Origin of the sequence: Megasphaera elsdenii DSM 20460 (assembly GCF_003010495.1) — a bacterium.
Taxonomy (GTDB): Bacteria; Bacillota; Negativicutes; order Veillonellales; family Megasphaeraceae; genus Megasphaera; species Megasphaera elsdenii.
Map to the genome: position 1 here is coordinate 144,106 of NZ_CP027570.1, position 24,810 is coordinate 168,915.

The following is a 24,810-nucleotide window of genomic DNA, read 5'->3' on the forward strand; positions in this document are numbered from 1 at the left end:
GTATTATTGATAGCTAAGGACCATGGCTGCCGCCTGGGCTGCCATGCCTTCTTCCCGGCCGACGAACCCCAATTTCTCTGTCGTCGTCGCCTTGACGGAGACAGCAGCCTTAGGGATACGCAAGGCCTCGGCAATATTCGCAATCATCTGCGGCACATAGGGCTTGATTTTAGGCCGTTGTGCCAATAAGGTCACGTCGAGATTGACGATGCGGCAACATTTCTCCCGCAACAGATGGCGGACCTTTTCTAAGAGGACCAGGCTGGAAATGTCCTTGAAAGCCTGATCCATATCGGGAAAATACGTCCCGATATCGCGGAGCCCGGCGGCTCCCAGCAGGGCGTCCATGATGGCGTGGATGACGACGTCGGCGTCAGAATGGCCGTCGAGGCCCCGTTCAAAGGGAATCTCGACGCCGCCCAGGACCAGGCGCCGCCCTTCCTTCAGGCGGTGGACGTCATAGCCTGTGCCGATGCGCTGGACTTCCCGTCCTTTCATGTACAGGGACAGAATGGGAATGTCGTCGCGCGTCGTCACCTTGCGGTTCTTCTCGCTCCCTTCAAGGATGACGACGGGCACGCCCATGGCTTCGACGAGGGATGCATCATCGGTAGCCTGAATGCCTTCAGCCCGGGCATGCTCATGGGCTTCCACGAGCAGGTCACGGTGAAAAATCTGCGGCGTCTGGGCCGCTACCAGGCGGCTGCGGTTCAGCGTATGGAGGCGGCCGTCGTCGCCGCGGACCTTGACCGTATCCTTGAGGGGAATGCCGTAAATGGCGGCCCGGGCCGTTTCCATCATGGCCGCGCCCTGGTCATACCAGTCGGGACCGGCAAAGGGCCGGGCGCCGTCGTGGACTATGACCACGTCCATGTCGCGGCTGACGGCCATGAGGCCGTTGTAGACCGAATCTTCCCGCTCGGCTCCGCCCAGGGCATAGCGCACGGGCTGGATGGGATGGAGGTCATCGACAAGGCGGCGGATTTCCTTCTCATCGACGCGGGAGTGGACGATGACCACTTCGCTGACCGACCGGGCCGCAAAGATGTGGCGCAGGGTATGCGCCAGGACGGGCTCACCGCACAAGGGATAGAAGAGCTTGTTCCGCTCGTAGCCGAAGCGGCTCCCCGTGCCGGCCGCTACGACGATGACAGATACTTTCACACATTTCACCTACTCATTTGCAATCTTGACGAATATCATGCGCCCAGCCGACGTCTGCAAGACCGACGTCACCGTAACGGGCACGGTAGAACCGATGTATTTCTGACCATCTTCGACGACGATCATCGTGCCGTCATCGAGATAGGCCACGCCCTGGTTCTCTTCCTTGCCAGCCTTGACGATGAGGACGTTCATGTGTTCCCCAGGGATGCGGGCCGGTTTCAGGGCATTGGCCAGGTCGTTGATATTGAGGACGGCCACGCCCTGGAGGGCAGCGACCTTATTCAAATTATAGTCGTTGGTGACGACTTTGGCATTGATCTTGCGGCCCAGGCGGACGAGCTTGGAATCGACGCCCTGGACGTCATCGAAATCATCGTTGATGATGCGGACTTCGACGTAATTATCTTCCTGCATCTGCTTCAGGATATCCAGGCCGCGGCGGCCCTTATTGCGCTTCAGCAAATCCGACGAATCGGCGATGAGCTGCAGTTCTTCCAGGACGAAGACCGGCACCAGCAGGGGCCCTTCGAGGAAGCCCGTACTGCAGATTTCGGCGATACGGCCGTCGATGATGGCACTCGTATCGAGGAGCTTGCCGGAAAAGTCCATATCCTTGCGCTTGCCGCTGTGCTCCTTGCCGGACTTGCCCAGGCGCAGGTTGCTGACCAGGGCGATGATTTCGCTCTTCTTGCGGGTGGCAATGCTCATGCCGGCATAGCCGAAGACGATGCTGAAGACGATCGGGCCATAGGCCCCGATGATCGGCAGACGGGCGAACGCCAGGCCAATTAAATTCGCAATAATAAGTCCAAAAAGCAATCCCAGCGTCCCGACGATGATATCCTGGCTCTCGAAATCACTCAGGCCCGATTCGATGCGGTGAATCGCCGCCCAGATCAGGCGCAGCACGAACGGTGAAATCCCATATCCCACCAGGGCCCCGACGAGAATGCCGATGATGTAGGCCACGATGGTGATGATAGTCGTCCCGAAAATACTGCCGTGGAAAAATTCCCCTTCTATTTCGGCACTGATGAAGGGCGTCGTAATGACCTGGTCGGCAATCATGACAAAAATGACCGCCATAATCAGGACGATGACCCCTTTCATGATGTTGTCGGCCACATTGCGCCCATTGAATTTCTTCGACTTCGGCTCCTCGTGGTCCAATCCATATTTATCTTCCATAGAGTAGTAAGACACCTCCCCTTATGCGTAATTCTGTAACTATACTAGTTTACCACATTTCCCGTCAATGTACCACAGGTGGCGTGTAAAGTTTTTGCGCAGGTTCGTCTATAACATTTTGAACTAGTAAATCGTAATTTAGTAAATTACGATTTACTAAATAAAATCTCATTCGCACAAATACCGATAGAGCTTATCTTCTACCGGCTTATCCAAGAGAAATTGGAAATTGACAATGGGCAGCTGCTGTCCTTTGTCATTGGCAATGGTCGTTTCGACGGGTTTCCCTAGAACGGTTAAATCACCGATATAATAGAAATCGGACCCTTCGGCATCGCTCTTTTTCACAAACAATAATTTTCGCGTGTGTTCATCGCAAATCGCCGGAATCTGCGACGATGTCAGGTGAATCCGGGCCCGCGTCATCCAGCTGAACTGCTGCGGCGAAACGAACTGGTCTTCGTACTTCGTATTGGCTGAAATGTCTTCCCGTTTCTCGTAGGTGACGAAAATGGGACACGTAGCGCCGACAATCTGATAGCCATTGAGCGTGCCTTCACGGTTCGTTTCATAATTGAGGATACGCGACACATCTTTTCGGGAATACCGGCCGTAGCGGACAAAGCCCCGGACGATTTCCGGTTCGTCATGAACATAGAGATTTTCAAAGCGATACGTTCCATAGTCAAGGATATCCTGAACATAACGTTGAAATTCTTCATTGGCTTTCAAGTCATTCCAATAGGAGGTGGCCACATACGCATGATTTTCAAAGGAAATAAGCGGCTCACTACCGTATTTTTTTCTAGCCGTTTTCGTAAAAAATTGCAAATTCAACAAGCGGGCCACGCTTTCCATCGTTTCCGTAGACGGCAGAAAATGGTATGTTTCGCTCATTTCCCTAGCCAGCGCCGCCGTAGACCAAGATGATTCCATCAATAAATGGCGCAAGACCAACAATTCCTCTATGCGTTTGCCATTAGCCAGTTCCAAACTCAGCATCTTCAATACCGCCCGATGGGCTTCGGTCAAGGTCGAGGCAAAAGGCTCCATGTATTGAACAAATTCAAAGAAAGACTCCTTCTTCGCCACAAACAAGGCCGGATCCTTGTCGCCAAAGCGGACAAAATCCATCATCATGGGTTGACGTCCCAAGCGATAGGCCATATTACGGTATGATTCTTTCAAATCCCGCAGATCTGCCAAAGCACTTTTGGCATCAATCGCCGCATAAATCCGTTCTTTGGCGATATCGTCAAAATGAACCGACGTCGGACCCGGCAAAAAATTGACCTGCATGAGACGGCGGACAAAATCCTTATCGTATGTCCGGTCGCCAAACAGGGCAATGGGAAGCAGGAAATTATTTTCATAATTGCCGATGAAATCGAGAACTTCCAAATAGCGCTTATGTGGATATTTTCGCAGTCCCCGGCCTAACTGCTGGACAAAGACGATCGCCGACGTCGTCGGACGCAGCATGATGACCTGATTGACCTGGGGAATGTCGACGCCTTCATTGAAAATATCGCAAGTAAAAATATAGTCGAGATACTGCAGGTCTTCTGCTGCCTTCGCCTCCAAATGACCAATGGCTTCGCTTCGTTCCCTTTCGCTCGACGCACCCGTCAAGGCAACGGCTCGTTTTCCATGCTGGCGAAAAGTTTCAGCCAGGGCCTGCGCTTCGTCTACATTGCGGCAAAAAACGAGACCTTTGATGCGTTCAGCGTCACTGCCATACAAATCAGCATAATATAATATATGTTTTACACGTTCTTCACAAGTCAGTAAGGCGAAATCACTCATGTCATCTAACACCTTGCCGTTGACCGTAATTTCGCTGATGCCGTGATAGTGAAAAGGAACGAGCATATTTTCTTCCAGCGCATCGTGCAAACGGATTTCATAAGCAATATGATGATGGAACAGCGCATAAATATCGAAATCATCGGACCGCTCCGGCGTCGCCGTCATGCCTAACAGAAACTTGGGCTGAAAATAGCGAATGACTTTTTGATACGTCGCAGCACCCCCGTGATGCACTTCGTCAATGACAATATAATCAAAGGTGTCGGGCGCAAAGGTATGAAGGATTTCGTCTTGGGACAAAGTCTGAATGGTCGCAAAAATATAAGGCTTATCCAATTCTTTATCATGCCCTGTCAGCAGCCCCGTATCGGCCGGATTGATGCCAATCCGGACATAACTATCCCGTGCACTTTTGACGATGAGCTCCCGATGGACCACAAAGAGAAACCGCCGGGGCTGCATTTTTAAGACGTCAAAGGCTGATAAATAGGTTTTCCCAGTCCCCGTCGCTGAAATGAGCAAGCCTCGATCCTGCCCGTCATCACGAAGCTTTTGAATCCCAGCTAAAGCCGCCTTTTGCATGGCATTAGGTTGAATTTTATGGAAGGGCACATATACGGACTGCCGTTTCGGCTTATTATGCGTGTACACAGACTCGTAGGCCTGAATCCACGCTTCGTCCACGACTTCCGCCGTATCCCACAAAGCATCAAATTCTTCCTTCGTCTGCCGGATGAGAGAGCCGTTTTCTGCCGATGTAAAGAAAACATTCCATTCCTGATTGTGCGTCAAGGCGTTAGCCGTCATATTGCTGCTGCCAATGACCATGGTATAATTTTCCGGCCCTGCCTGGGGACGATGGAAAAGATAGCCTTTGGCATGAAAAGCCCGTTCTTCTGTCACCATGCGCAATTCAACATTGGGAAACTTCAACAATTCCCGCAACGCACCGGGTTCGGTAAAATTCAAATACTGAGAGGCTAAAATTTTTCCCGTCGCCTTCCGATTCTGAATGAGCGCATCTTTCAGGCAGGCAATGCCGCTTTTCGTCAAAAACGCCACGGAAAACAAAAAAGAATCACAGACGTACAGCTGCGACAAAATCGTGTCGAGAACCTTGCGCTTTTTCTCTTTATTATTGGTCAGAATCTTGGGAACATAGCGTTGGTCCGCTTCTACCGTATAATCAATAAATCCTTCGCGCAGGCACTGTTCCAAAGCCCCGTATTCAACCATGGCTGTCGCCTACTTTCCAGAAAGTTTTTTCATGATGGGCACATCGGCCGGTGCCCAGTCCAATGTCGGCATATCTTCGGGAGTCATCCACTTCGCATCGACGTGTTCTTTGCGAACAAAGTCGGGCTTGTCCAAATGGCAATAGAAGGCATACATGGTCATGGAAAAATCAGGGTAATCGTGATGGACCGTCATGTACAAATCCGATTCCTTGACAGACACATGGACATCCATTTCTTCCCGCAGTTCCCGTTCAATAGCCGTATGCTTGGCTTCACCCGGTTCAATCTTGCCGCCAGGAAACTCGTATTTGAAACTGACATAGTCAAATTTCCCCTGGCCCCGTTCCATGCAAAGAATTTTTCCATCATACTCCAAAATCGCAGCTACCACTTCTAAATGCTTCATCAAAAATTCCTCTTTTCTGTATTATTTCCTGTACCTTCTAAAAAACGTATTCCGACAGGCGTCTCATGGCTTCTTCCAGGCGGGTCCGGGGCAGGGCCAGGTTCAGGCGCATGGCGTCTTTCCAGGCGAATTTCCGGCCATCTTGCCAGGCGACGCCGACGTCCCAGGCTTTTTTCAGGAGTTCCGGCAGGGTCATCTGGTTTGCTTTCAAGTATTCCCCACATTCGACGAAGAGCATGTAAGTCCCCTGCGGCAGGCTGACCTGGCAGCCCGGGAAATGGTCCTGGATGTACTGGGTCGCATAGCGGCAGTTGCTTTCCAGGACCTGGTTCAATTCGTCGGTCCATTCGTGTCCGTCCTGGCTATAGGCGCCGATCAGGGCGTGCATGGAAAGGACGTTCATTTCGTTATAACAGGTCCGTTGTCCATGCTGTGTAATCTTTTCTCGCAAAAGCGGATTGGCGATGATGTGGTAACTGCCGATCAGGCCGGCCAGGTTGAAGGTTTTGGACGGAGCATAGAAAGCGACCGTACGCTGGCGGGCGTCTTCGGAGACGGCTGCCGTCGGGATATGGCAGTGGCCTTGGAAAATGATGTCCGACCAGATTTCATCGCTGATGACCCAGACATCGTATTTTTTGAAAAGGGCCATGGCCTGTTCGATTTCCCAGCGTTCCCAGACGCGGCCTGTCGGGTTCTGAGGTGAGCAGAAAATGGCCAAGTGGACATGGTGCTTCTTGATTTTTTCTTCCATGTCGGCGAAATCCATGCGCCAAATGCCCTGTTCTTTGCGAAGGGGGCTGAAGACGACGTGCCGGCCGGTGTTGCTCAGGTCCCCGATGAAGCCGGGATATGTCGGGCTGTGGACTAAGACGGCGTCACCCGGTTCGGTCAGAACCTGGATAGTGCTAGTAATGCCGCCGTGGACGCCATTTTCATAGCCGATCATGTCGCGTGTCAGTTCCGGCCAGTCATGACGGGTCGTCTGCCAGTCGATGATGCGCTGGTAATAGGCATCAGACGGCAGGAAATAACCAAAAAGCGGGTGTTTCAACCGTTGTTCCATGGCCTGGACGACAGCCGGGCAAGTCGCGAAACTCATGTCCGCTACCCACATGGGGATTTCATCGAAACCGGGCTTGGCCTTATCCGGTTCAAAGCCCCAAACGGTCTTGCCAATGCCATCGAAAGCCGTAGCATCCTTACCAGCTCGGTCAATAATCGTCGTAAAATCGTATTTCATCTAATTTTTCTCACCTTTCATCATAAAAGTTGCGATTCGTTGTTCATAAAGGCCCGTCAAAGCCCCAGAATAGGCTGTGGTAAATTCTCTCTAGCAGGTTTCCCACGTGGAAGCCCCTACACAACGGCCATTGGCCGTGTATTTTTTTCAATGAAAAATTCCTCTTTATCATAGTTCTTTCTCCATTGTACATCATCAGCCCTGCAAAAACCACTTTATCCTTCTTGATTATGTCGCAGCTCATTCCTACTGAACCATTTCTAAGCTGCCTATGTGGCAGCTAACAACATCCTTTTGTATGAATAGCCGGATTCTACCTAAGCTTGCGTCAGTTCTTTTTATCTTCCTCCAGCTAATTATCCCCCTACGGTCGATTCCTGTTGGGCCAAAAAGGCTTCTGCATCTTGGCGAATTTTTCCCAAATCCAGGCCCTGGTCGCGGGCACCGAAAATGCAACCGCAATAGGGCTGGCGGTAGAGGTGGTAGGCTTCGGTCATTTTCGTCGATGTAAGGAAGCCGTTGTTTTTCTTGAAATCCGTCGGCAAATAAGCGTAGCCGTATTGGTCTTCGATGTCCAGGCCGACTTCATTGATGACCTGTGAGTTCTTATGGGGGCTGACGGTCAGAAGTTGATGTAACCCCCAATTGTTAGACCTAACATCTAACTATTGGGGGTCAGCTCACAGCTCAAATACGACAGCTTCTTTTTTTATACATTATCTGCCTAAAGCAGCCTAATTTATCAAAGTTTTCCACAAAAAAGGAAAACACGAAAATTAGACTGCTTTTTTTATCCGTCTCCTTACGGGGATTATGGTTCTTATCCGCAAGGTCTTCACAGACCCGTAAGCTCTACACCGCCAGGTTTCCGTCCCCTTACGGGGATTATGGTTCTTATCTCCTCTGTCAACTTGATTGACCACGACAAGCCAGCAGATGTTTCCGTCCCCTTACGGGGATTATGGTTCTTATCAGGGAACGATGCAAGAACAGTTAAAGCTTGAACAAGAAGTTTCCGTCCCCTTACGGGGATTATGGTTCTTATCATTGTAGAACAGCAGACTTTACGTAAAGTCAATCTTGACACGTTTCCGTCCCCTTACGGGGATTATGGTTCTTATCAACTTACTCCCATGGTGTTCATACATGGGTAAGCAGGCATGAAGTTTCCGTCCCCTTACGGGGATTATGGTTCTTATCAATTTGAATGGCCGCATAATCTCATCTGGTCTGATGTTTCCGTCCCCTTACGGGGATTATGGTTCTTATCCTTTTCGTTGCGGCTTGTCTCATCAGTAGGCAGGTTGGTTTCCGTCCCTTACGGGGATTATGGTTCTTATCTGGCAAGAACTTTCCGATGAAGCAGAAAGTCTCGAAAGTTTCCGTCCCCTTACGGGGATTATGGTTCTTATCAATTCATCATCTTCCCGTTTGAATCCTTGAACCTCTAAGTTTCCGTCCCCTTACGGGGATTATGGTTCTTATCATGTTCTTTGACAACTGAATATAGATTTTAGGCAGGTAGTTTCCGTCCCCTTACGGGGATTATGGTTCTTATCAAAACAGCCTACATCATAGACGAAATGGATGATTAGGTTTCCGTCCCCTTACGGGGATTATGGTTCTTATCTAAAAGAAGAAAAAAAGGTTCAAACGAACGCGTATTATGTTTCCGTCCCCTTACGGGGATTATGGTTCTTATCGACGGTCAATGAAGTTGACCAAAACAAAGTAGAAGAAAGTTTCCGTCCCCTTACGGGGATTATGGTTCTTATCGTAATAAATCTGCTATTATGGATAGACTTCGTGAGATGTTTCCGTCCCCTTACGGGGATTATGGTTCTTATCGCAAAAAAGATGCAAGAGTCCTTAGGGATACCAAAATGTTTCCGTCCCCTTACGGGGATTATGGTTCTTATCTGTAGGTCAAGGTATTATGAACCACCTAGCAGAAACGTAGTTTCCGTCCCCTTACGGGGATTATGGTTCTTATCGGTTAGAAGCGTCTCCAAACGGTCGGGTATGGTTGTTGTTTCCGTCCCCTTACGGGGATTATGGTTCTTATCAAGACAATGAAGATTTACGAACACAAAGCTATTAAGCTAGTTTCCGTCCCCTTACGGGGATTATGGTTCTTATCAAACAGAGCAAGCCAGAATACCGTGACGATATTGAAGTTTCCGTCCCCTTACGGGGATTATGGTTCTTATCAAATTGATAACTTCCCCGTTTTGAAAGAACGCGTAGAACGTGTTTCCGTCCCCTTACGGGGATTATGGTTCTTATCGAATTTCATGAATGTGAAGCTATGGGGCTTCTCAAGCTGTTTCCGTCCCCTTACGGGGATTATGGTTCTTATCTTCTATTATGATTGTTGCGGTTGCTTATGTTCTTGCGACGTTTCCGTCCCCTTACGGGGATTATGGTTCTTATCTCAAATCGCCGATGAATTAGCAGCGTTTTATGCTGAGGAAGTTTCCGTCCCCTTACGGGGATTATGGTTCTTATCTTAGGCGTCGCGTTTGCAAGTTATGTGCTTTTAGTTTTAGTTTCCGTCCCCTTACGGGGATTATGGTTCTTATCGGTAACATGTAGTCAACAAAAAGAAGTAGCTACAGAGAAGTTTCCGTCCCCTTACGGGGATTATGGTTCTTATCAGGCTTTCCCTAACAGGCACTATGTCATTATCAAGGGAGGGTTTCCGTCCCCTTACGGGGATTATGGTTCTTATCATTATCGACCACCTTGTAACTTACTACAGCGGTGACAGTTTCCGTCCCCTTACGGGGATTATGGTTCTTATCAGTGAGGGAACGCCGCATCATAGCACTAAGAGTAATTTTCAGTTTCCGTCCCCTTACGGGGATTATGGTTCTTATCTGGCTGTATGGCTAACGCTTCGTAGGCGTCGATTTTGTCGTTTCCGTCCCCTTACGGGGATTATGGTTCTTATCTATTGTCGCTATGGAATTAATGTTTCCTATGCAAGTATGTTTCCGTCCCCTTACGGGGATTATGGTTCTTATCGTAAATTACCTCTCTTTCTTAGTTGGCTTGTCTCATGTTTCCGTCCCCTTACGGGGATTATGGTTCTTATCAAAATGCAAAAAGCAAACTAGATAAAGAAGGGGCCTGTTTCCGTCCCCTTACGGGGATTATGGTTCTTATCAAGCGCAAAGCCCGGAAGACGCCGTTAGAATCGCCGGTGAGTTTCCGTCCCCTTACGGGGATTATGGTTCTTATCAGACATGTTAGTAGAACGTCAACGTGATTATGTCACAAGTTTCCGTCCCCTTACGGGGATTATGGTTCTTATCCGCACCCCTTATAAATGGCTTCATAGAGCCATCAAAAATGCCTTTTGCGGGGCGGATTTTCTTTTCTCCTCATTTTTCACATTTTTGTGGAAAATGATTTTCAAAAATCGTCCTATCGCTGATTTTTAAGCCAGCGGGGCGGAATGATTCTTTTTATGTTTTCAAAAAGCAAGTTGGGCGCATAAATACGGTATTACCTAACTAATTTATATTATATCATAAGTCTATCAAAAACTATAGTTCATGATTCGTAAAGATCTGCCATTAGACAAGTATGGGCTGCGGTCTGAGTTCCTTTCCATCGCCTATATGCGATTTCGTAGGGGACGCCTAGCCCAAAGGGCGTCCCGCACGAATTCTAGGCATAGCCGGAATGTATGACAAACGGCACATGATCATAATGCAGTAATCACAGGTTTATCAACAATGATTCTCCAATCCATTGATTCAATCGCTTATAAGCCATGCGTTGGCGATTCACAGGGGAACCATATATAATGGATAAAAGATTCCAAAACGATGTCATAATGTCATCAGGAGTCAGCCCCGTCCTTTTCTGGATAGTTTCTTCCGTGACATTGATGATTTCGTGAGCTGTATTATTGCGTAATTTTCGCAGCTTATCCATATAAGGGTTTGCCGAATTCATCAACGGATCTGTCATGAATTCATGATGTTTTTCCGCATCTTTGGCACCATCGAATTGTTCAGCAAAGCAGAAAACTTGATAGAGCAAAATAAAAGACAATTCGCTATCATAAAAAGGTTGAGGCCAAACATGGTCCAAATAGGCAATCAGTTCCGGCCCCTGTGGTTTCTGGAGCAGTGTCTGCCGCCGTAAGATTCTGCGTCCTGCTACTTTTTCCCGGTAATTGAGGAGGGGTATTTTCAGATTCATCTTGGCATAGGTCACAAATAATTCATAAAGGAAGGGGGAGATTTGCACCATGAAGCTGGCATACTGTTTCTTCTCTTTATGGATTTGCATGGTCAACAAATATTCTGTCAAGCTCTCCCCTTCTCTTTCAAAGGGAAATAAGGCTTGCCCATGGTATTTTCGCATAATCTGTTGCGCCGCTTTCGTCTGCAAATCGGAACGGTACATGGCAAACTGGATCAGCTTCTTTGTCTGAGCAGAGATAGTATGGCTGCCTTTGCAAAAGGCCCAGGCTCCCATATATTCGTACTGGTTGACGAGAGACATGATTTCATATTTCTCGCGATAAAACCGCAATATTTCCAAATGCGGCTCTTCACAGCGGTTCGGCGCATCGGGTTCATCGTCTTCATTGCAAGCCAGCATTTCTTCTACATCTTCTTCATCTTGGACAGGAATATTATTCGTATTGGAGCGGTGTTCTGGCGAAGCAACCTGAATGCCGCGGCACCAAGCATATTCGGTACTCATAATAGCTAAAACGACTTTAATCTGTGGCGTTCCGGAACTAAGATTCAACAAGATTTCCGCCTCCGGATAGATTTGATGCAATTTCAAAACATGCCCTGGCAAATCATGCAGATAGGCATCATACAGATGAGCGTCTACAATCCCGGAATAAAGCGATTCTACCGGACATCCTGGCTGGACATGTTCAATGCCCAAGGTATACATATGCGTATTTCGTTCGCGTTTTTCCATTTCAGCCGTAAAATAAAGAACAACTTTATCAGGATGGTAATAGCGTAAAATATGAAGGCAAGCGCCATCTCGACAATTACGCACAGGATCCGTCGTTCCAATCGGCGAAAATAATATTTTCATCACACCTATCTCCTTACAAAACGGTCGTATCTACGGCGCCCATACCGAGAGCTGTCTTGACACCGACACCCGAAAAAGGCGCCAAAGAGGCGAGCAGCCCTTGAAGCCGCTTCAACATATCGTATCCAAAGAAAGAAAAACGCTGCCAGCCTTCACAGCCATAAATCTGGCTGCCATTGACCGAAAAGACTTGGGACCGAAGCTGATATTTCGTGAGGCGGCAATGGCTGGTCAGTTGTTCTAATAAATCATCTTGTTCCAGTTTTACCGTATCGGAAAAAGTATTCCAGCGCTGCAATAAGCTCTGATATATAAGGCGGATATCTGGCAAGATAACATATCGTCCTTCTTGTTTAAAACTCATGATACTGAGGCACTGCCATTCAGCCCCGGCTGGGGCTGAATCGGCTTTGACGAACTGAGCAGCTAAGTCCTCGAAGCTTGTCTGCCTTAAGAGCTGCATCGGTCCCAGCGAAACTTCATATTGTTTCTGTTTGAGCCAAAGGGCCGGTACTTTTTCCAAAGGGATGACCAATCTTTCATAGGCTTCATCTGTCAAGGTCCCAATACGCCAAAGCGGGCAATGCTTTGTTTCATCCCAATATACGACCTGGCTATAGGGACGCAGGGTCATATGATGATACAGTTCGGCACTAGTCGGAGCAATGACATCCATCAAGGCCCCATGAAAGATAGATCCCATAGCCGGATGGATGCGGGTATGTTCCGGCATCTTCAACGGGATTTCTATCAGCCTTAACATGACGCCACCTCTTTCACTGCCGCCAAGCCCAATATCTGGCAGTCGTCATGAACCCAAGCCAATTTCAGCGTCCGTGGCGTCAGTTTGTCATCTTTGGTCATATGGTGATGACAGCTTCTCCGCGTGAACAGCACTTTATCGAAGAATTCTGCCAACACAGTCCGTCCTTCCTCTTTCGGGGCCAAGGCATAATAGACAGTCTTGGTCAGGAAACCCGTACCGCCGCCGAGACGGATATCTGCCAGCTTGCTTTCTTCAAATTTTCCTTTATATTCATGACCAAAGACAGCTTTTTCTTGAGCTAACCCAAATGCCAAATAATCCCGCACCCATTGCCAGATATCGTCGAGGGTCGTAATGCCAATACGCTTGGCTATGTCCCGATCTAAGGTCATAGAAAAGCGGAACTTCCGGCCTGCTGGAATACATTCGCGAAAAAGTGCTAAGGAATGTCCGTCCAACCCTTCCCTGCAAACGGCTGAAACGTCGTATTTCTGTAAAATCACTGTATCCCGTTCATGCCCGACGAGCATGGCATCACTGACGGAAAGGCCTTTCATGACGCTCTGCAAGGCATCATCAGGCTGATTTTTATATTGCTTGAGCCGCGCAAAGGCCTTCCGTTCTATGGCCTGAACCAGGTGGCCCATTTGTTTATCATATCTATCTCTTTCTCTGGCTTTCATAGCCGCCTTGATACGGCTCCAGAAAAGGCGATAATCATCGGGATGCTGACGAATATCATGGAACAAAATAGCTGAACGGATAGCACCTTTCAAAGTGCTGCCAGGAATATACGGTGTTCCATCGGGCGTCTTGACTTGACGGTGAATGTCGTTGAGCCGCTGTTTGACGTCTCTAACCAAATAGACATCGGCCGAAGAAATACAAATTTCCCGGATAATAGTCGACAGACTGCCCAGCCGCTGCGCCTGGAGCCAGCCGCGCAAGTTCATTTTTCCCGAAAAGACCTGTGACGCATAATCATCGATTAAGTGATGACGAATTAAGAAGTTCATCCACTTGGCTTTATCAAGAAAATAAACGCGCTGCTGATTCCGGTCTTTGGTGAAAATATATTCGTATTGTTTCAAGACTTCGCCATTGCCAACGTGAATCGGACTGATACAGGTCAGCTCATACGTCTTATGTTCCCATTTCTCTGCATTTATCATAGCATCACCCCCACATACAATCCTTTGCCATACCGCCACACGGGATGAACCGCATCCTGTCCGCCTACTTCGGCCATACAACCGGCCAGCTTTTTAGGGAAGCAGGACCCAGCCTGTATCATATAAATGTCATTTTTCTTTTGCATCCTACCGCCGTCAGGAGATAAAAAGCCGCTGCGTCGACAAAGTGCGTACTGGCCTTCCTGGACGTCAATCACTTCAGCTGGTGTTGGCAGCAGGACAGACAAACACATATACATCGAAGCGTTGGACATCGTCAATCCTTTATATAAAATACGGTCATCTTCGTAGACTCCGAGTTCATCCATATCAATAGGGTCATCCCGAAAGTGAAATTTTCCGTAACCACTGCTGCGTTTCCCACCAATACCAGAAAAGCCCAGCAATTCCAGTAAAGACTGAAGCCAATCCCAATCTTCATCGTCTTCATAACCAACAAGTCCGTATAGCCCAGCTTCTTCTGTAAACTGAATCTGATGGACATAATAAGGACGCGGAACAGCCTCTGTGCAATTCACCCGCGTCAGCAACTGGCCGCAGCCGAAGCAAGGTTCATCGCTGCAAAAGGATTTACCAGCCTTCATGGCTTGTATAAAATCAGCTAATTGGGATATCCGTATATAAGATAGTTTCTTTTGCCGCTTCTGCTGCGTAGCCTGCCGACGAAAAGTATCATAGTCAACTGTTTCCTGTCGGCTCTCAGCGGGAATGCTTAAAATAGGCTTAGGCACATACAGCTGCAGTTCTTCTGTATCATCATAAATATAAGGAAAAAGGTCCGAAAAAACAAGTTTTCCCTTCACTATGGCTTCCTGGAGGTGAGTCAGACCCTTTTCATCGCCTTGCAGTGACAGCTCATAACATAGGGCACTGAACAGGCTATCTGCCCGATAGTTCAGAGAACTTTGTTCCAGCTTCCCTCCATTTTCAGCACAGCCAAAATGAACGGGTGTATCGAATTGTAAAGGATACAGAGCGTACTTCATAGGCTACACTTCTTTCAACAACTGTAAAGCTTCATCGACAAAAGGCTGGACATCCGTATCAGACAAACCCGAAAAGCCTTGGACGTCCCAACAGGAAAAAGCGACCCGCCCATAACCACGGGAGCCATGGCCACCCAAATAGTCCCAAGTCAGCAGGCGGATACCATCGATCAAAGCTTGCAGATCTTCTGCTACTTGTTCGATATTAGAGATATTATAGATAAGCTGAAAATTGAAGACAGCTCCTGCCGGGACACGTTCAATCTGCCGAGGATTGGCCTCACCAGTGAGGGCATTAATGCTATTTTCAAACTTGATTTCACCCAAATAGGTATCCATCTCCATCTGTTCCATGGCTTTGACGCTGTTCTCATCCATGCGTATATCTAAAAACTGCAGCCGTGCCGGTGTCGCAGCTTGTTTATCAGCCGTTCCAAACAACCGTTTCACAACAGGACTTTCTGTTTCCAAATTCAAGCCGCCCTGATTCCGCCGCAATAAAGAGCGGATTTTCCCCTTCAAAGAGCTGCCGGGAATAATCGGCTCTTTCGTATAAGGGTCGCGGATAACGGCGCTGTCGACCGCTCCGATAGGCGCAAATTCATCAGACCCGCCGATATGGAGGCCCGTTTCTAAGCGAAGTTTCGCTGTCATCTTCAATTTTCCACATAATTTTTCTTGTGCCATAATTAATCTTTGCCTCCGTAAAATTTATGATATGCTACTAATGCTTCGACATAATGGGCAAAAGCTTCATATTTTGCAATACTGGTTCCGACTGCTTCAATATGCTGTTTCATATTACTCTGTTTCATAAAATCTTTGACACTTCGTTCTCTTCCTGCCTGGTAGGCTGCTTTGACTTTCAAAAACTGTATTTCCCCGGCTAATTCATCAGGTAATTCCGTCGCATCTAAGTGTTTGGCTTTATAGACATTTACCTTGTTTGTGATGGCGTTGACAGCTGTCAAAAATTTCCGAATTTGATTGGTCTTTAAATAAATTTTTCCATTATTTTGTTTTTTTAAGGCTAAAATGGCTTGCTCTGCTTCTTTGGCAATATCCTGCATCTTTCATCCCATCCTTTCTATTCTTTATCCCGTACATGATAAATCAAGAGTTCAATGGCCGTCATGAGCTGCTGACGGTCCGCAGTTGATTGATACCAGTCGTATAATGTCGTCCTCAAGGCCTGATAACAACGCCATTTTCCGGAATCACGCTGTTTCGGTTCCATCCGCGCTAAGGTATAGGCAAACCGAGCTAATTGGATATGACTGCTATCAGCTTCCGCTTGACGCAATAAATCCAAGAGACGGTACAACGCTGTTTTCCCGACAAAAAGTTTCGACGGATTTTCTTTTTGTAAAGTCAGGTTCCGTTCCAAGAAACGCAACTTCTCCTGGCAAACGCCCTGTTCAAAGTCATCCCATGAATATCGGGCAGTCATCACGACACTACCCTTTCCTGCCGGCTGGGATACTTCGCCGAATAAAGCCAGACTGTCTTTATCATGATGGGGATTGGCTTTGGCATAATCTTCCAAATCGCCCGTCTTCCGTGCCATCTGGGCAATGGGGCAAGAAGGATGGAAGAAACCAATACCTGCTGAAAAGGTCAATTTTCCATTGGTAAAACGCCGGAAGGCGTGGCGGATATCGACAGCGGCTTCCAGGATATCATCCCAAGTACCTGCCAGAAACATATCATCCCCACCGGAATAAATGACGTGGATTTTGCGTTCTTTCTTGATTTCGTCAGCAAACAACGTAAATTCAGACACTCCAGAAGCCGTATGTCCCTGACAGAGAGTCTTGATGTACTGCTTAAAGAAAAGAGACAAGTTTCGCGACAACGTCACCTTGCGGGACAATGTATCGTATTCCGGTGAGAACCCGGCAATAAAGGCGGCCCCTAAATTATCGACATCACATCGTAAGACTCCGATGCGGGCAATCCCCGTGTCTTCCCGGCTGCCACCACTCTGTTGTGCCAGCTCTGTAAATTCGACGGCATGGCCTTGTTCATTGCAAGTCACATAATCTCCCATCCATAAATGTGTCGATACGGCTTGGCCCAAAGTAAGCTCATTCTTTACATAAATCCGTTTCGGTCTATCCATCGTAGATAGATTTTCTTCCCGGATGGTTTGTAAATAATAGTCCTGTGACAAGCCGGGAAGCGGCACGCCCTGTCGTCCCGCCGATGCGCTGATAGCAAACACAGACGCCGTTAAAGACGATTTTCCTAATTGGAACAAAGCATTACATGCTTTGCAAGCTTCTTCAGCTCCTTCATCGGTATCATCACCATAGGGACGCAGGTCTGCCGCTGAGGATGCCGTATGACAAATCGCACATTCCCGGCTGCCATCCGTATTCTCATTATAGACACTGTGCGCATCGAATAAAGCCGTCAATTGTTCCTGATTATAACGGCAGAGTTTCTTTTGTCTCAAGGCCTGACTGACTTTCTGGAAGACCTTACCAGCACCCCCACCATGAACAGAAAAATCAGCGGCTGAACAGGAGACCGAAGCCAGCGCTATATATAAATTCGTACCATAGTGCCGTAAAAACCAGCCATTGATTGCCGTATCCGCTTTTTGCAGGACCTCCTGCGTATGTACCGTATTGGGCAGCAATAAATAAAAATGACCGCCACCAGTGTAAAGAAGACACGAACGACTGACATGGCAGGCTTCCAAGATTTCGTCGACGATATGTTCCAAAAGAATATCTAAATAAAGCGACCGACCGCGCAGACTTTTCAAGGCGCCTTTTGAAGGAATAGTATAAATAAATTTTTGAATTCCCGATATATCGCCAGACGCCAGCCGATATGCAGGGGCTGTCCGTAGTGTCTTTTGCTTCTTTCCATAACAATATGATTTATAGTCGGTAATTCCCCGTTCTTGAAAAACATGCCAGAGGCAGACAGCAAAGGCCGCCGTCAATTTCTGATGGTCATACAAAGAAATATCGGCAGCTTCCACTGTGTTCGTACTAGACGGCACATAACTCAAAGTCTTTTCCAAGGCTTGTAAGAGCTCGGATAGCGTCATGTCCTGAGGGGACCGCTTTTTAAAAATATCCGTTAAAGCTGTTGCTAATTTTTCATAACTCGTCGAAGGAGCAGCGATTTCATTGCGATTATCCGAATAAGGCCAACCTTTGCTTTCCTCTATTCCTTCCAAACGATAAGCAGACTGATCCGTATCTCCTTTACGATTAAAAATATTAAAGATACTGCCCAATGGCAAGTCTGATACAAAGTGCATCCCTTTGCCTGTCTGTGCTCCTTCTAGCATCAAGGTGCGCCGGTCTGAAGCAGCTGCCAGGTTATCGGCTTCATAAACGATATAACTAATATCATCGTCTGGAAGATGATTCGTTTGTAACTCATTTTGATGATGGCAAGCGACAGCCCGCAAAATAGCCTGATGATTGGCATCAAAAAAATGGGCCAAGATTTCTTGCCCCACTACGGAGTGGGATTTGCGAATCTCCCCAGCTCGTTGATAAAGTTTTCCAATATCATGTAATAAGGCGGCTTTCTCTAAATCTATTTCAGTGACAGGCAACCACCTCAACTCCTTTCCATATGACAATGAATGAATCTTAATTATAAGTATTCGATGTCAAACATGAAAACTCCTACTCTATTCATAAAATAATGACATCTTCTGTATGCGTATCGCCTCGCCCCCAAGAATGGACAGCCATATAACTGTCCAATAAATAAATGCGTAATGAATCCGTATCTGTATCAATCAAAAAAGGGGCTTCTTGCATCAATTTATGGTACTTCCGTTTGGTAATATAGGCTTCAAAAGCTGATTTTTGTACACGTACTCCATATTTTTCCAAACAGGCTACCATTTTATTTCGCGTTTTATTATCCGTAATATCGTAGATGATTAAGACAATGTATTTTTTATCATCAACACTTTCTGTCTGCGAATTTTTCATCGAACCACCTACCGAATCCAAATCGGCTCATACAGCTTCGGTTCCCGTGCCATTAAAGCCTGACCGTATTGAGCCACTTGATAATTCAGCGACCGCCGGAATGAATGCTTCCCGTCGATATATTGATTAATGCTGCGCATCTTCTTCTCATAAGCACGGAAAAATATTTTACGGCCTTCTGGCGTCAAATAGATGCCATGGTTTGCCTCATCACAGCAAAAATGTTCCTCTTTAATTTCATGATGCTGTACCAATGACATTACGAATGAATCTGCCAAGACAGCTCTCCATTCTTCCAAAAGGTCCGATGCCAATGCAGGATGATGCTCTTTTAAAGTATGAAGGAAACCGACATAAGGATGAAGGCCTTCATTGGTAATCGCTGTAAAAAGTTCATACATGATCAACGTATATGCAAAACTCAGTAAAGAGTTGAATGGGTCTAACGGTGGCCGTTTGCTTCTTTTTTCAAAAGCAAAGGTAGGATCCACTAGTTTCCCTAACGCAGAAAAATAAATTTTAGCAGCCATCCCTTCATACCCCATCAAGGATTCACAATCTTCTGCTATTTTTAAGTGATCAGCCATAGTCATCATATTATGAATATCTATCATGACTGACGGTATTTTCCGGTCCCGATTGTATCGACGCAATAAGGTCAACTGATTATGGACTTTAGCTAATAAGACGCGGCGACTCATTTCCAAAGAAAAAGGCTGGTCCTGCAATAGAAATTGCTGCTTTTGCTTAAATACACTAACATGTCTTGTCGATTCTAATCGGCCAAAATACTTACCGTGGGAAGAAAGCCATGTAACGGGAATTCCCAAATGTAATAAAGACACTATGGCATGTGATGTAAGCTGGACCGTATCCGTTACTAATAAGCCTTCCAATGTTTCTTCTGGAATCTCCAACAAGGTTTCATGATTTCGTCCAACAACAAAGCGTCCGTCCTTTTTAGAAATCGTAGCGCCTTTTTCCGTAATATAAGCAAAGCTCATTTCACATCACCTCTCAAATAGATACGTCCCCTTACGGGGATTATGGTTCTTATCCAGCAAGTGGCGCTTGTTGAGTGCTAACCGCGTACCATGGTTTCCGTCCCCTTACGGGGATTATGGTTCTTATCATAGAGACATTGTCATTACACAATGGCTCTCCGCCTAAGTTTCCGTCCCCTTACGGGGATTATGGTTCTTATCGGAGTTTATCATGAAAAAGTTATATGTTTTAAAGATGATGTTTCCGTCCCCTTACGGGGATTATGGTTCTTATCAGCAATACAAGCTGTCGTCATGATCAAACCTTCATTATAGTTTCCGTCCCCTTACGGGGATTATGGTTCTTATCCGCACCCCTTATAAATGGCTTCATAGCGCCATCGAAAATACCTTTTGCGGGGCGGATTTTTTTCTCCTCATTTTTCACATTTTTGCGGAAAATGATTTTCAAAAATCGTCCTATCGCTGATTTTTAAGCCAGCGGGGCGGAATGATTCTTTTTATGTTTTCAAAAAGCAAGTTGGGCGCATAAATACGGTATTACCTAACTAACTTATATTATATCACAAGTCCATCAAAAACCATAGTTCATGATTCGTAAAGATCTGCTATTAGACAAGCATGGGCTGTGTTGTTTATGAGAGACTGTCAGATGTTTGAATTTTGTTTTCTTTCTTCATTTGATCATCAGCCCATTGATATACCGACTCCAGTGCCGGGATCAATGTCTTTCCCCGTTCTGCTAGTGAATACTCAACCGTTGGCGGTATCGTACTGTACTGCTTCCTTGTGATGAACTTGTCCTGTTCCAGTTCCCTGAGGCATTTCGTCAACATGGTGGCTGTAATGCCTACGACTTTTCTCTCCAGTTCACGGTACCTGAGTGTCTGATTTTCTGCATCAGCGATATACCACAGAATCGGAAGTTTCCACTTCTGCCCAATCATTTTCATCGCATAGAGAATGGGACAATCTGTTTCATAAATGTTTTTTTCTTTCGGTAACGGTTTCTTAGCCATTGCAAACCTCCCTAACTATCCATTACTATATATTTTATAGTAGCAAAGAATATTCTGCCTTCTTGTTTTATCTGTGTATCTAATTATAATAAACATATACACAAAAATCAACTTTGAAGGAGAGGTTTCATCATGAAGAAAATATTTGGATCTGCTGCCCTGAAGAATATCCCCCTAAAAAATCGCCTCATCCGCTCCGCTACCTGGGAAGGCATTGCCAACCCCGATGGCAGCGTGACAGAAACAGCATACGAAATATACAAAGAACTGGCAAAAGGCGGAGTCGGTGCCATCATTACAGGCTTTACCAGCGTCGCGCTGCATGACTACTACTTTGGCGGCATGATGCGGCTATGTGATGATTCCCTCATTCCTCAGTATAAAAAACTGACGGATATCATCCACGCAGAAGGAATCCCTGTTATCACACAGCTTGCCCTTGGAGCATACTATCGGGAGGTCAAAGGACGCTTTATGCAAGTCGAACCAGATGATATGACTTCCGATGAGATACAGTATGTAATCCGGCAGTTCATTGATGCCGCCATCCGGGCCGAAAAAGCGGGCTTTGATGGCGTACAGATCCATGCTGCCCACTTCTTCTTCCTGAGCCGTTTTATCAGTCCCGCAGTCAACCATCGTACCGATGAATATGGCGGATCAACGAAAAACCGCTCCCATATCCTTCTGGATATTATGAACGGCATCCGCAAGGCGGCTCCAAAGCTTCATATTACCATCAAGATCAACAGCAGCGATTTTACCCACGGTGGAATAGAAGAGCTAGAATGTCTGGCTATCTGCCAGCTTCTCGATCAGGCCGGCATCGACTCTATCGAGGTCAGCGGAAACGGGACGTCTGTCAGCGGCATCAAAGCCCATGTGAATGAAGGATACTTTGTTCCTGTCGCAGCAAAGATTGCCAAAAGGGTCAGCTGTCCTGTCATCGTAGTCGGCGGTTTCCGGAGCCTGGATGGGATGGAATCCGTCCTGAATCAAACAGATATCGCATTCATCTCCCTTTCCAGACCGCTTCTCAGAGAACCGGATCTGCCGAATAAGATGAAAGCCGATTCGACCATTGTATCCCAATGCGTTTCCTGTAATGCCTGCTACTCATCACAGGCTCACAAATGCGTTTTCAGAAAGCGTAATACATTATGGTGTTTCGATTCAATGTCCCGACAAAAAGAGGTTCCGTCCTGAACGGTGTTCTGTTCCGTCCGGAAGAAAACCGCTCTGCTGATACGGTTATGATTGCCATCACCGGCATCCATGGAAACTTTTATTCCAACCCATTTTATTACAATATCGGAGATACCTTAAACAGCGACAATATTGATTTCATATACGCCCAGACCAATGATGCCTTCGGGCAGATGGAAACGGTCAATGTGAACTCAGGAAAGAAAGAGATCATCGGTTCGTGGAATGAACGCTTCTCCTATGCCGATGAGGATATTGATGCGTACCTTTCTTTTGCCGAGTGACTACCGAAGAAAAACAGATCATCAAAAAAATCCCCTTTTTGGCATTATTTTCCCTATCTTCTAAAATACGTATTCCGACAAGCGTCTCATGGCTTCTTCCAGGCGGGTCCGGGGCAGGGCCAGGTTCAGGCGCATGGCGTCTTTCCAGGCGAATTTCCGGCCATCCTGCCAGGCGACGCCGACGTCCCAGGCTTTTTTCAAGAGTTCCGGCAAGGTCATCTGGTTGGCTTTCAAGTATTCCCCACATTCGACGAAGAGCATGTACGTCCCCTGCGGCAAGCTGACCTGGCAACCTGGGAAATGGTCCTGGATGTACTGGACAGCATAACGGCAATTGCTTTCCAGGACCTGGTTCAATTCGTCGGTCCATTCGTGTCCGTCCTGGCTATAGGCGCCAATCAGGGCGTGCATGGAAAGGACGTTCATTTCGTTATAACAGGTCCGTTGTCCATGCTGTGTAATCTTTTCTCGCAAGAGCGGATTGGCGATGATGTGGTAACTGCCGATCAGGCCGGCCAGGTTGAAGGTTTTGGACGGAGCATAGAAAGCGACCGTACGCTGGCGGGCGTCTTCGGAGACGGCTGCCGTCGGGATATGGCAGTGGCCTTGGAAAATGATGTCCGACCAGATTTCATCACTGATGACTAAGACATCATATTTTTTGAAAAGGGCCATGGCCTGTTCGATTTCCCAGCGTTCCCACACGCGGCCTGTCGGGTTCTGAGGTGAGCAGAAAATGGCCAAGTGGACATGGTGCTTCTTGATTTTTTCTTCCATGTCGGCGAAATCCATGCGCCAAATGCCCTGTTCTTTGCGAAGGGGGCTGAAGACGACGTGCCGGCCGGTGTTGCTCAGGTCCCCGATGAAGCCGGGATATGTCGGGCTGTGGACTAAGACGGCGTCACCCGGTTCGGTCAGAACCTGGATAGTGCTAGTAATGCCGCCGTGGACGCCATTTTCATAGCCGATCATGTCGCGTGTCAGTTCCGGCCAGTCATGACGGGTCGTCTGCCAGTCGATGATGCGCTGGTAATAGGCATCAGACGGCAGGAAATAACCAAAAAGCGGGTGTTTCAACCGTTGTTCCATGGCCTGGACGACAGCCGGGCAAGTCGCGAAACTCATGTCCGCTACCCACATGGGGATTTCATCGAAACCGGGCTTGGCCTTATCCGGTTCAAAGCCCCAAACGGTCTTGCCAATGCCATCGAAAGCCGTAGCATCCTTACCAGCTCGGTCAATAATCGTCGTAAAATCGTATTTCATCTAGATGGTTCCCCTTTCACGTTACGTACCTCATAGAATATTACAGCAGGCTTCCCACGTGGAAGACCCTACACAACGGCCATTGGCCGTGTATTTTTTCAATCAAGTGCTCCCCTTATTTTTCTAAGGTGTCTTTCATGTTCTTATAGAAGCGGTCGATGATGCGGTTGTAGACAGACGACGGGTTGCTTTCACTATTGCGGCGGCGCACATCTTCACTGGAGGCGACGAGTTTGCCCGTTTTCGTATCGAACCATTGGAATTGGACGCCTACAGTGACATACGGCACATCGTGGTCGGGAACGTATTCGGGATAGTTTTCCGTACGATAGAAGCTGTGAAGCTTGCCGTCTTTGTCGACATAGTTTTCTTCTACTTGCCGGCTCTTCCATTCCGTATGGGCCGGGACCAAGTAGGATAAGTTAAGGAACTCCAGGGAAACTATTGACGAATTGGATGCGGATGTCCGGGAAGGAATCGACGAATTGAACCGTGAAGTCTTCGCCGTAATCGACGAACTGCCATTGGCCGATGTCATCGGGAAAATAGTTGACGGTCTGGACGCGCAGGTCTGGAAATGCGCTGACGACTTGGACGCGTATATCCGGAAAGGAATGGACGACGCGGACTTTGCCGGCCAGGCGGATACCGTTGAAATAGCCGTCCGGCGTCACAGCCGAAGCGGCCAGGACGGCCCCGCTGAGACAGAAAAAGCAGAGAGTCACTAAGGCTACATAAATCCATTTTCGCATGATGATGCACTCCTTTCCGGTTATAGTTACCGTTAACGGCCAGCCATCAACCTCTCAGTCAGCTGCGCTGACAGCTCCCCTATCAGGGGAGCCGGAAAACAGCCACCCAACGTGGATGCCCCTACAAGTCAAGCTACGAACCACTAGCCACGAACTTACCTCCCCTAGTTCAGGACGGGCGCCCCACATGGGCGCCCCTACGGGTCAGGCAGGCCACCCTTTGAGACGGCCCT

At 47.5% G+C, this 24,810-nt stretch carries 21 protein-coding genes and 2 CRISPR repeat arrays; of the genes, 2 read left to right on the forward strand and 19 right to left on the reverse strand.

Going from position 1 to position 24,810, the window contains the following annotated elements; all coding sequences use genetic code 11:
• Window positions 1-3: 3 nt before the first annotated feature.
• From ispD to C6362_RS00785, 16 genes are all read right to left on the reverse strand, one after another.
• On the reverse strand, window positions 4-1,164 hold the full coding sequence (gene ispD / locus C6362_RS00705) for a 2-C-methyl-D-erythritol 4-phosphate cytidylyltransferase (RefSeq protein WP_014016326.1): 1,161 nt from the start codon (window positions 1,162-1,164) through the stop codon (window positions 4-6).
• Window positions 1,165-1,173: 9 nt separating this feature from the next.
• Window positions 1,174-2,355, reverse strand: coding sequence for a PIN/TRAM domain-containing protein (locus tag C6362_RS00710; protein ID WP_014016325.1), 1,182 nt, complete (start codon window positions 2,353-2,355; stop codon window positions 1,174-1,176).
• Between the two features lie 168 nt (window positions 2,356-2,523).
• Window positions 2,524-5,400 (reverse strand): DUF3427 domain-containing protein, encoded by a 2,877-nt coding sequence (locus tag C6362_RS00715; protein ID WP_014016324.1) that lies wholly within the window; start codon window positions 5,398-5,400, stop codon window positions 2,524-2,526.
• Window positions 5,401-5,409: 9 nt separating this feature from the next.
• Entirely contained in the window at window positions 5,410-5,808 is a 399-nt protein-coding gene (locus C6362_RS00720) for a (deoxy)nucleoside triphosphate pyrophosphohydrolase (protein WP_014016323.1), read from the reverse strand.
• 37 nt (window positions 5,809-5,845) lie between these two features.
• Window positions 5,846-7,051, reverse strand: a complete 1,206-nt coding sequence (locus C6362_RS00725; RefSeq protein ID WP_014016322.1) for a MalY/PatB family protein — start codon at window positions 7,049-7,051, stop codon at window positions 5,846-5,848.
• 356 nt (window positions 7,052-7,407) lie between these two features.
• Entirely contained in the window at window positions 7,408-7,677 is a 270-nt protein-coding gene (locus tag C6362_RS00735) for an epoxyqueuosine reductase QueH (RefSeq protein ID WP_255411321.1), read from the reverse strand.
• A 164-nt stretch (window positions 7,678-7,841) separates the two neighbouring features.
• Window positions 7,842-10,368: a CRISPR direct-repeat array (repeat unit 35 nt; unit sequence GTTTCCGTCCCCTTACGGGGATTATGGTTCTTATC).
• Between the two features lie 409 nt (window positions 10,369-10,777).
• On the reverse strand, window positions 10,778-12,130 hold the full coding sequence (gene csm6 / locus C6362_RS00740; protein ID WP_014016321.1) for a type III-A CRISPR-associated CARF protein Csm6: 1,353 nt from the start codon (window positions 12,128-12,130) through the stop codon (window positions 10,778-10,780).
• A gap of 13 nt (window positions 12,131-12,143) precedes the next feature.
• Complete coding sequence (gene cas6 / locus C6362_RS00745) at window positions 12,144-12,893, reverse strand: CRISPR system precrRNA processing endoribonuclease RAMP protein Cas6 (RefSeq protein ID WP_014016320.1); 750 nt, start codon at window positions 12,891-12,893, stop codon at window positions 12,144-12,146.
• Window positions 12,887-14,068 carry a type III-A CRISPR-associated RAMP protein Csm5 gene (csm5, locus tag C6362_RS00750; protein WP_014016319.1) on the reverse strand — a complete coding sequence of 394 codons (1,182 nt, stop codon included), beginning with the start codon at window positions 14,066-14,068 and terminating at the stop codon, window positions 12,887-12,889. The genes cas6 and csm5 overlap by 7 nt, the downstream gene beginning before the upstream one ends.
• Window positions 14,065-15,075, reverse strand: a complete 1,011-nt coding sequence (csm4, locus tag C6362_RS00755) for a type III-A CRISPR-associated RAMP protein Csm4 (RefSeq protein WP_014016318.1) — start codon at window positions 15,073-15,075, stop codon at window positions 14,065-14,067. The genes csm5 and csm4 overlap by 4 nt, the downstream gene beginning before the upstream one ends.
• 3 nt (window positions 15,076-15,078) lie before the next feature.
• The gene (gene csm3 / locus C6362_RS00760) at window positions 15,079-15,762 is read right to left on the reverse strand and encodes a type III-A CRISPR-associated RAMP protein Csm3 (RefSeq protein ID WP_014016317.1); all 684 of its coding nucleotides are present in this window, start codon (window positions 15,760-15,762) and stop codon (window positions 15,079-15,081) included.
• Between the two features lie 2 nt (window positions 15,763-15,764).
• Window positions 15,765-16,145, reverse strand: coding sequence for a type III-A CRISPR-associated protein Csm2 (gene csm2, locus C6362_RS00765; protein WP_014016316.1), 381 nt, complete (start codon window positions 16,143-16,145; stop codon window positions 15,765-15,767).
• A 17-nt stretch (window positions 16,146-16,162) separates the two neighbouring features.
• Window positions 16,163-18,658, reverse strand: a complete 2,496-nt coding sequence (gene cas10, locus C6362_RS00770) for a type III-A CRISPR-associated protein Cas10/Csm1 (protein ID WP_014016315.1) — start codon at window positions 18,656-18,658, stop codon at window positions 16,163-16,165.
• An 82-nt stretch (window positions 18,659-18,740) separates the two neighbouring features.
• The gene (gene cas2 / locus C6362_RS00775; protein ID WP_014016314.1) at window positions 18,741-19,046 is read right to left on the reverse strand and encodes a CRISPR-associated endonuclease Cas2; all 306 of its coding nucleotides are present in this window, start codon (window positions 19,044-19,046) and stop codon (window positions 18,741-18,743) included.
• An 8-nt stretch (window positions 19,047-19,054) separates the two neighbouring features.
• On the reverse strand, window positions 19,055-20,050 hold the full coding sequence (cas1, locus tag C6362_RS00780; protein ID WP_014016313.1) for a CRISPR-associated endonuclease Cas1: 996 nt from the start codon (window positions 20,048-20,050) through the stop codon (window positions 19,055-19,057).
• Between the two features lie 19 nt (window positions 20,051-20,069).
• A CRISPR array of direct repeats spans window positions 20,070-20,399; the repeat unit is 35 nt; unit sequence GTTTCCGTCCCCTTACGGGGATTATGGTTCTTATC.
• Window positions 20,400-20,685: 286 nt separating this feature from the next.
• Window positions 20,686-21,069 (reverse strand): winged helix-turn-helix transcriptional regulator, encoded by a 384-nt coding sequence (locus C6362_RS00785; protein WP_014016312.1) that lies wholly within the window; start codon window positions 21,067-21,069, stop codon window positions 20,686-20,688.
• A 132-nt stretch (window positions 21,070-21,201) separates the two neighbouring features.
• On the opposite strand from C6362_RS00785, the gene C6362_RS00790 reads away from it, so the two are divergent.
• Window positions 21,202-22,275 carry an NADH:flavin oxidoreductase gene (locus tag C6362_RS00790; RefSeq protein ID WP_014016311.1) on the forward strand — a complete coding sequence of 358 codons (1,074 nt, stop codon included), beginning with the start codon at window positions 21,202-21,204 and terminating at the stop codon, window positions 22,273-22,275.
• A 47-nt stretch (window positions 22,276-22,322) separates the two neighbouring features.
• Window positions 22,323-22,559, forward strand: coding sequence for an alpha/beta hydrolase (locus C6362_RS00795; protein ID WP_106699278.1), 237 nt, complete (start codon window positions 22,323-22,325; stop codon window positions 22,557-22,559).
• A 60-nt stretch (window positions 22,560-22,619) separates the two neighbouring features.
• Here the strand turns inward: C6362_RS00795 and C6362_RS00800 are convergent, their stop codons facing one another.
• From C6362_RS00800 to C6362_RS00810, 3 genes are all read right to left on the reverse strand, one after another.
• The gene (locus C6362_RS00800; RefSeq protein WP_014016309.1) at window positions 22,620-23,825 is read right to left on the reverse strand and encodes a MalY/PatB family protein; all 1,206 of its coding nucleotides are present in this window, start codon (window positions 23,823-23,825) and stop codon (window positions 22,620-22,622) included.
• A 115-nt stretch (window positions 23,826-23,940) separates the two neighbouring features.
• Window positions 23,941-24,237: a hypothetical protein gene (locus C6362_RS00805; protein ID WP_014016308.1), complete on the reverse strand. Its 297-nt coding sequence runs from the start codon at window positions 24,235-24,237 to the stop codon at window positions 23,941-23,943.
• 10 nt (window positions 24,238-24,247) lie between these two features.
• Window positions 24,248-24,577: a hypothetical protein gene (locus tag C6362_RS00810; RefSeq protein ID WP_014016307.1), complete on the reverse strand. Its 330-nt coding sequence runs from the start codon at window positions 24,575-24,577 to the stop codon at window positions 24,248-24,250.
• Window positions 24,578-24,810 lie beyond the last annotated feature (233 nt).

What these genes read in the sequence shown, in the direction of transcription:
- C6362_RS00710 (WP_014016325.1), bottom strand. Translation starts at nt 2,355, where the DNA reads ATGGAAGATAAATATGGATTGGACCACGAGGAGCCGAAGTCGAAGAAA.
- C6362_RS00715 (WP_014016324.1), bottom strand. Translation starts at nt 5,400, where the DNA reads ATGGTTGAATACGGGGCTTTGGAACAGTGCCTGCGCGAAGGATTTATT.
- C6362_RS00720 (WP_014016323.1), bottom strand. Translation starts at nt 5,808, where the DNA reads ATGAAGCATTTAGAAGTGGTAGCTGCGATTTTGGAGTATGATGGAAAA.
- C6362_RS00725 (WP_014016322.1), bottom strand. Translation starts at nt 7,051, where the DNA reads ATGAAATACGATTTTACGACGATTATTGACCGAGCTGGTAAGGATGCT.
- csm6 (WP_014016321.1), bottom strand. Translation starts at nt 12,130, where the DNA reads ATGAAAATATTATTTTCGCCGATTGGAACGACGGATCCTGTGCGTAAT.
- cas6 (WP_014016320.1), bottom strand. Translation starts at nt 12,893, where the DNA reads ATGTTAAGGCTGATAGAAATCCCGTTGAAGATGCCGGAACATACCCGC.
- csm5 (WP_014016319.1), bottom strand. Translation starts at nt 14,068, where the DNA reads ATGATAAATGCAGAGAAATGGGAACATAAGACGTATGAGCTGACCTGT.
- csm4 (WP_014016318.1), bottom strand. Translation starts at nt 15,075, where the DNA reads ATGAAGTACGCTCTGTATCCTTTACAATTCGATACACCCGTTCATTTT.
- csm3 (WP_014016317.1), bottom strand. Translation starts at nt 15,762, where the DNA reads ATGGCACAAGAAAAATTATGTGGAAAATTGAAGATGACAGCGAAACTT.
- csm2 (WP_014016316.1), bottom strand. Translation starts at nt 16,145, where the DNA reads ATGCAGGATATTGCCAAAGAAGCAGAGCAAGCCATTTTAGCCTTAAAA.
- cas2 (WP_014016314.1), bottom strand. Translation starts at nt 19,046, where the DNA reads ATGAAAAATTCGCAGACAGAAAGTGTTGATGATAAAAAATACATTGTC.
- cas1 (WP_014016313.1), bottom strand. Translation starts at nt 20,050, where the DNA reads ATGAGCTTTGCTTATATTACGGAAAAAGGCGCTACGATTTCTAAAAAG.
- C6362_RS00785 (WP_014016312.1), bottom strand. Translation starts at nt 21,069, where the DNA reads ATGGCTAAGAAACCGTTACCGAAAGAAAAAAACATTTATGAAACAGAT.
- C6362_RS00790 (WP_014016311.1), top strand. Translation starts at nt 21,202, where the DNA reads ATGAAGAAAATATTTGGATCTGCTGCCCTGAAGAATATCCCCCTAAAA.
- C6362_RS00795 (WP_106699278.1), top strand. Translation starts at nt 22,323, where the DNA reads ATGATTGCCATCACCGGCATCCATGGAAACTTTTATTCCAACCCATTT.
- C6362_RS00800 (WP_014016309.1), bottom strand. Translation starts at nt 23,825, where the DNA reads ATGAAATACGATTTTACGACGATTATTGACCGAGCTGGTAAGGATGCT.
- C6362_RS00810 (WP_014016307.1), bottom strand. Translation starts at nt 24,577, where the DNA reads ATGCGAAAATGGATTTATGTAGCCTTAGTGACTCTCTGCTTTTTCTGT.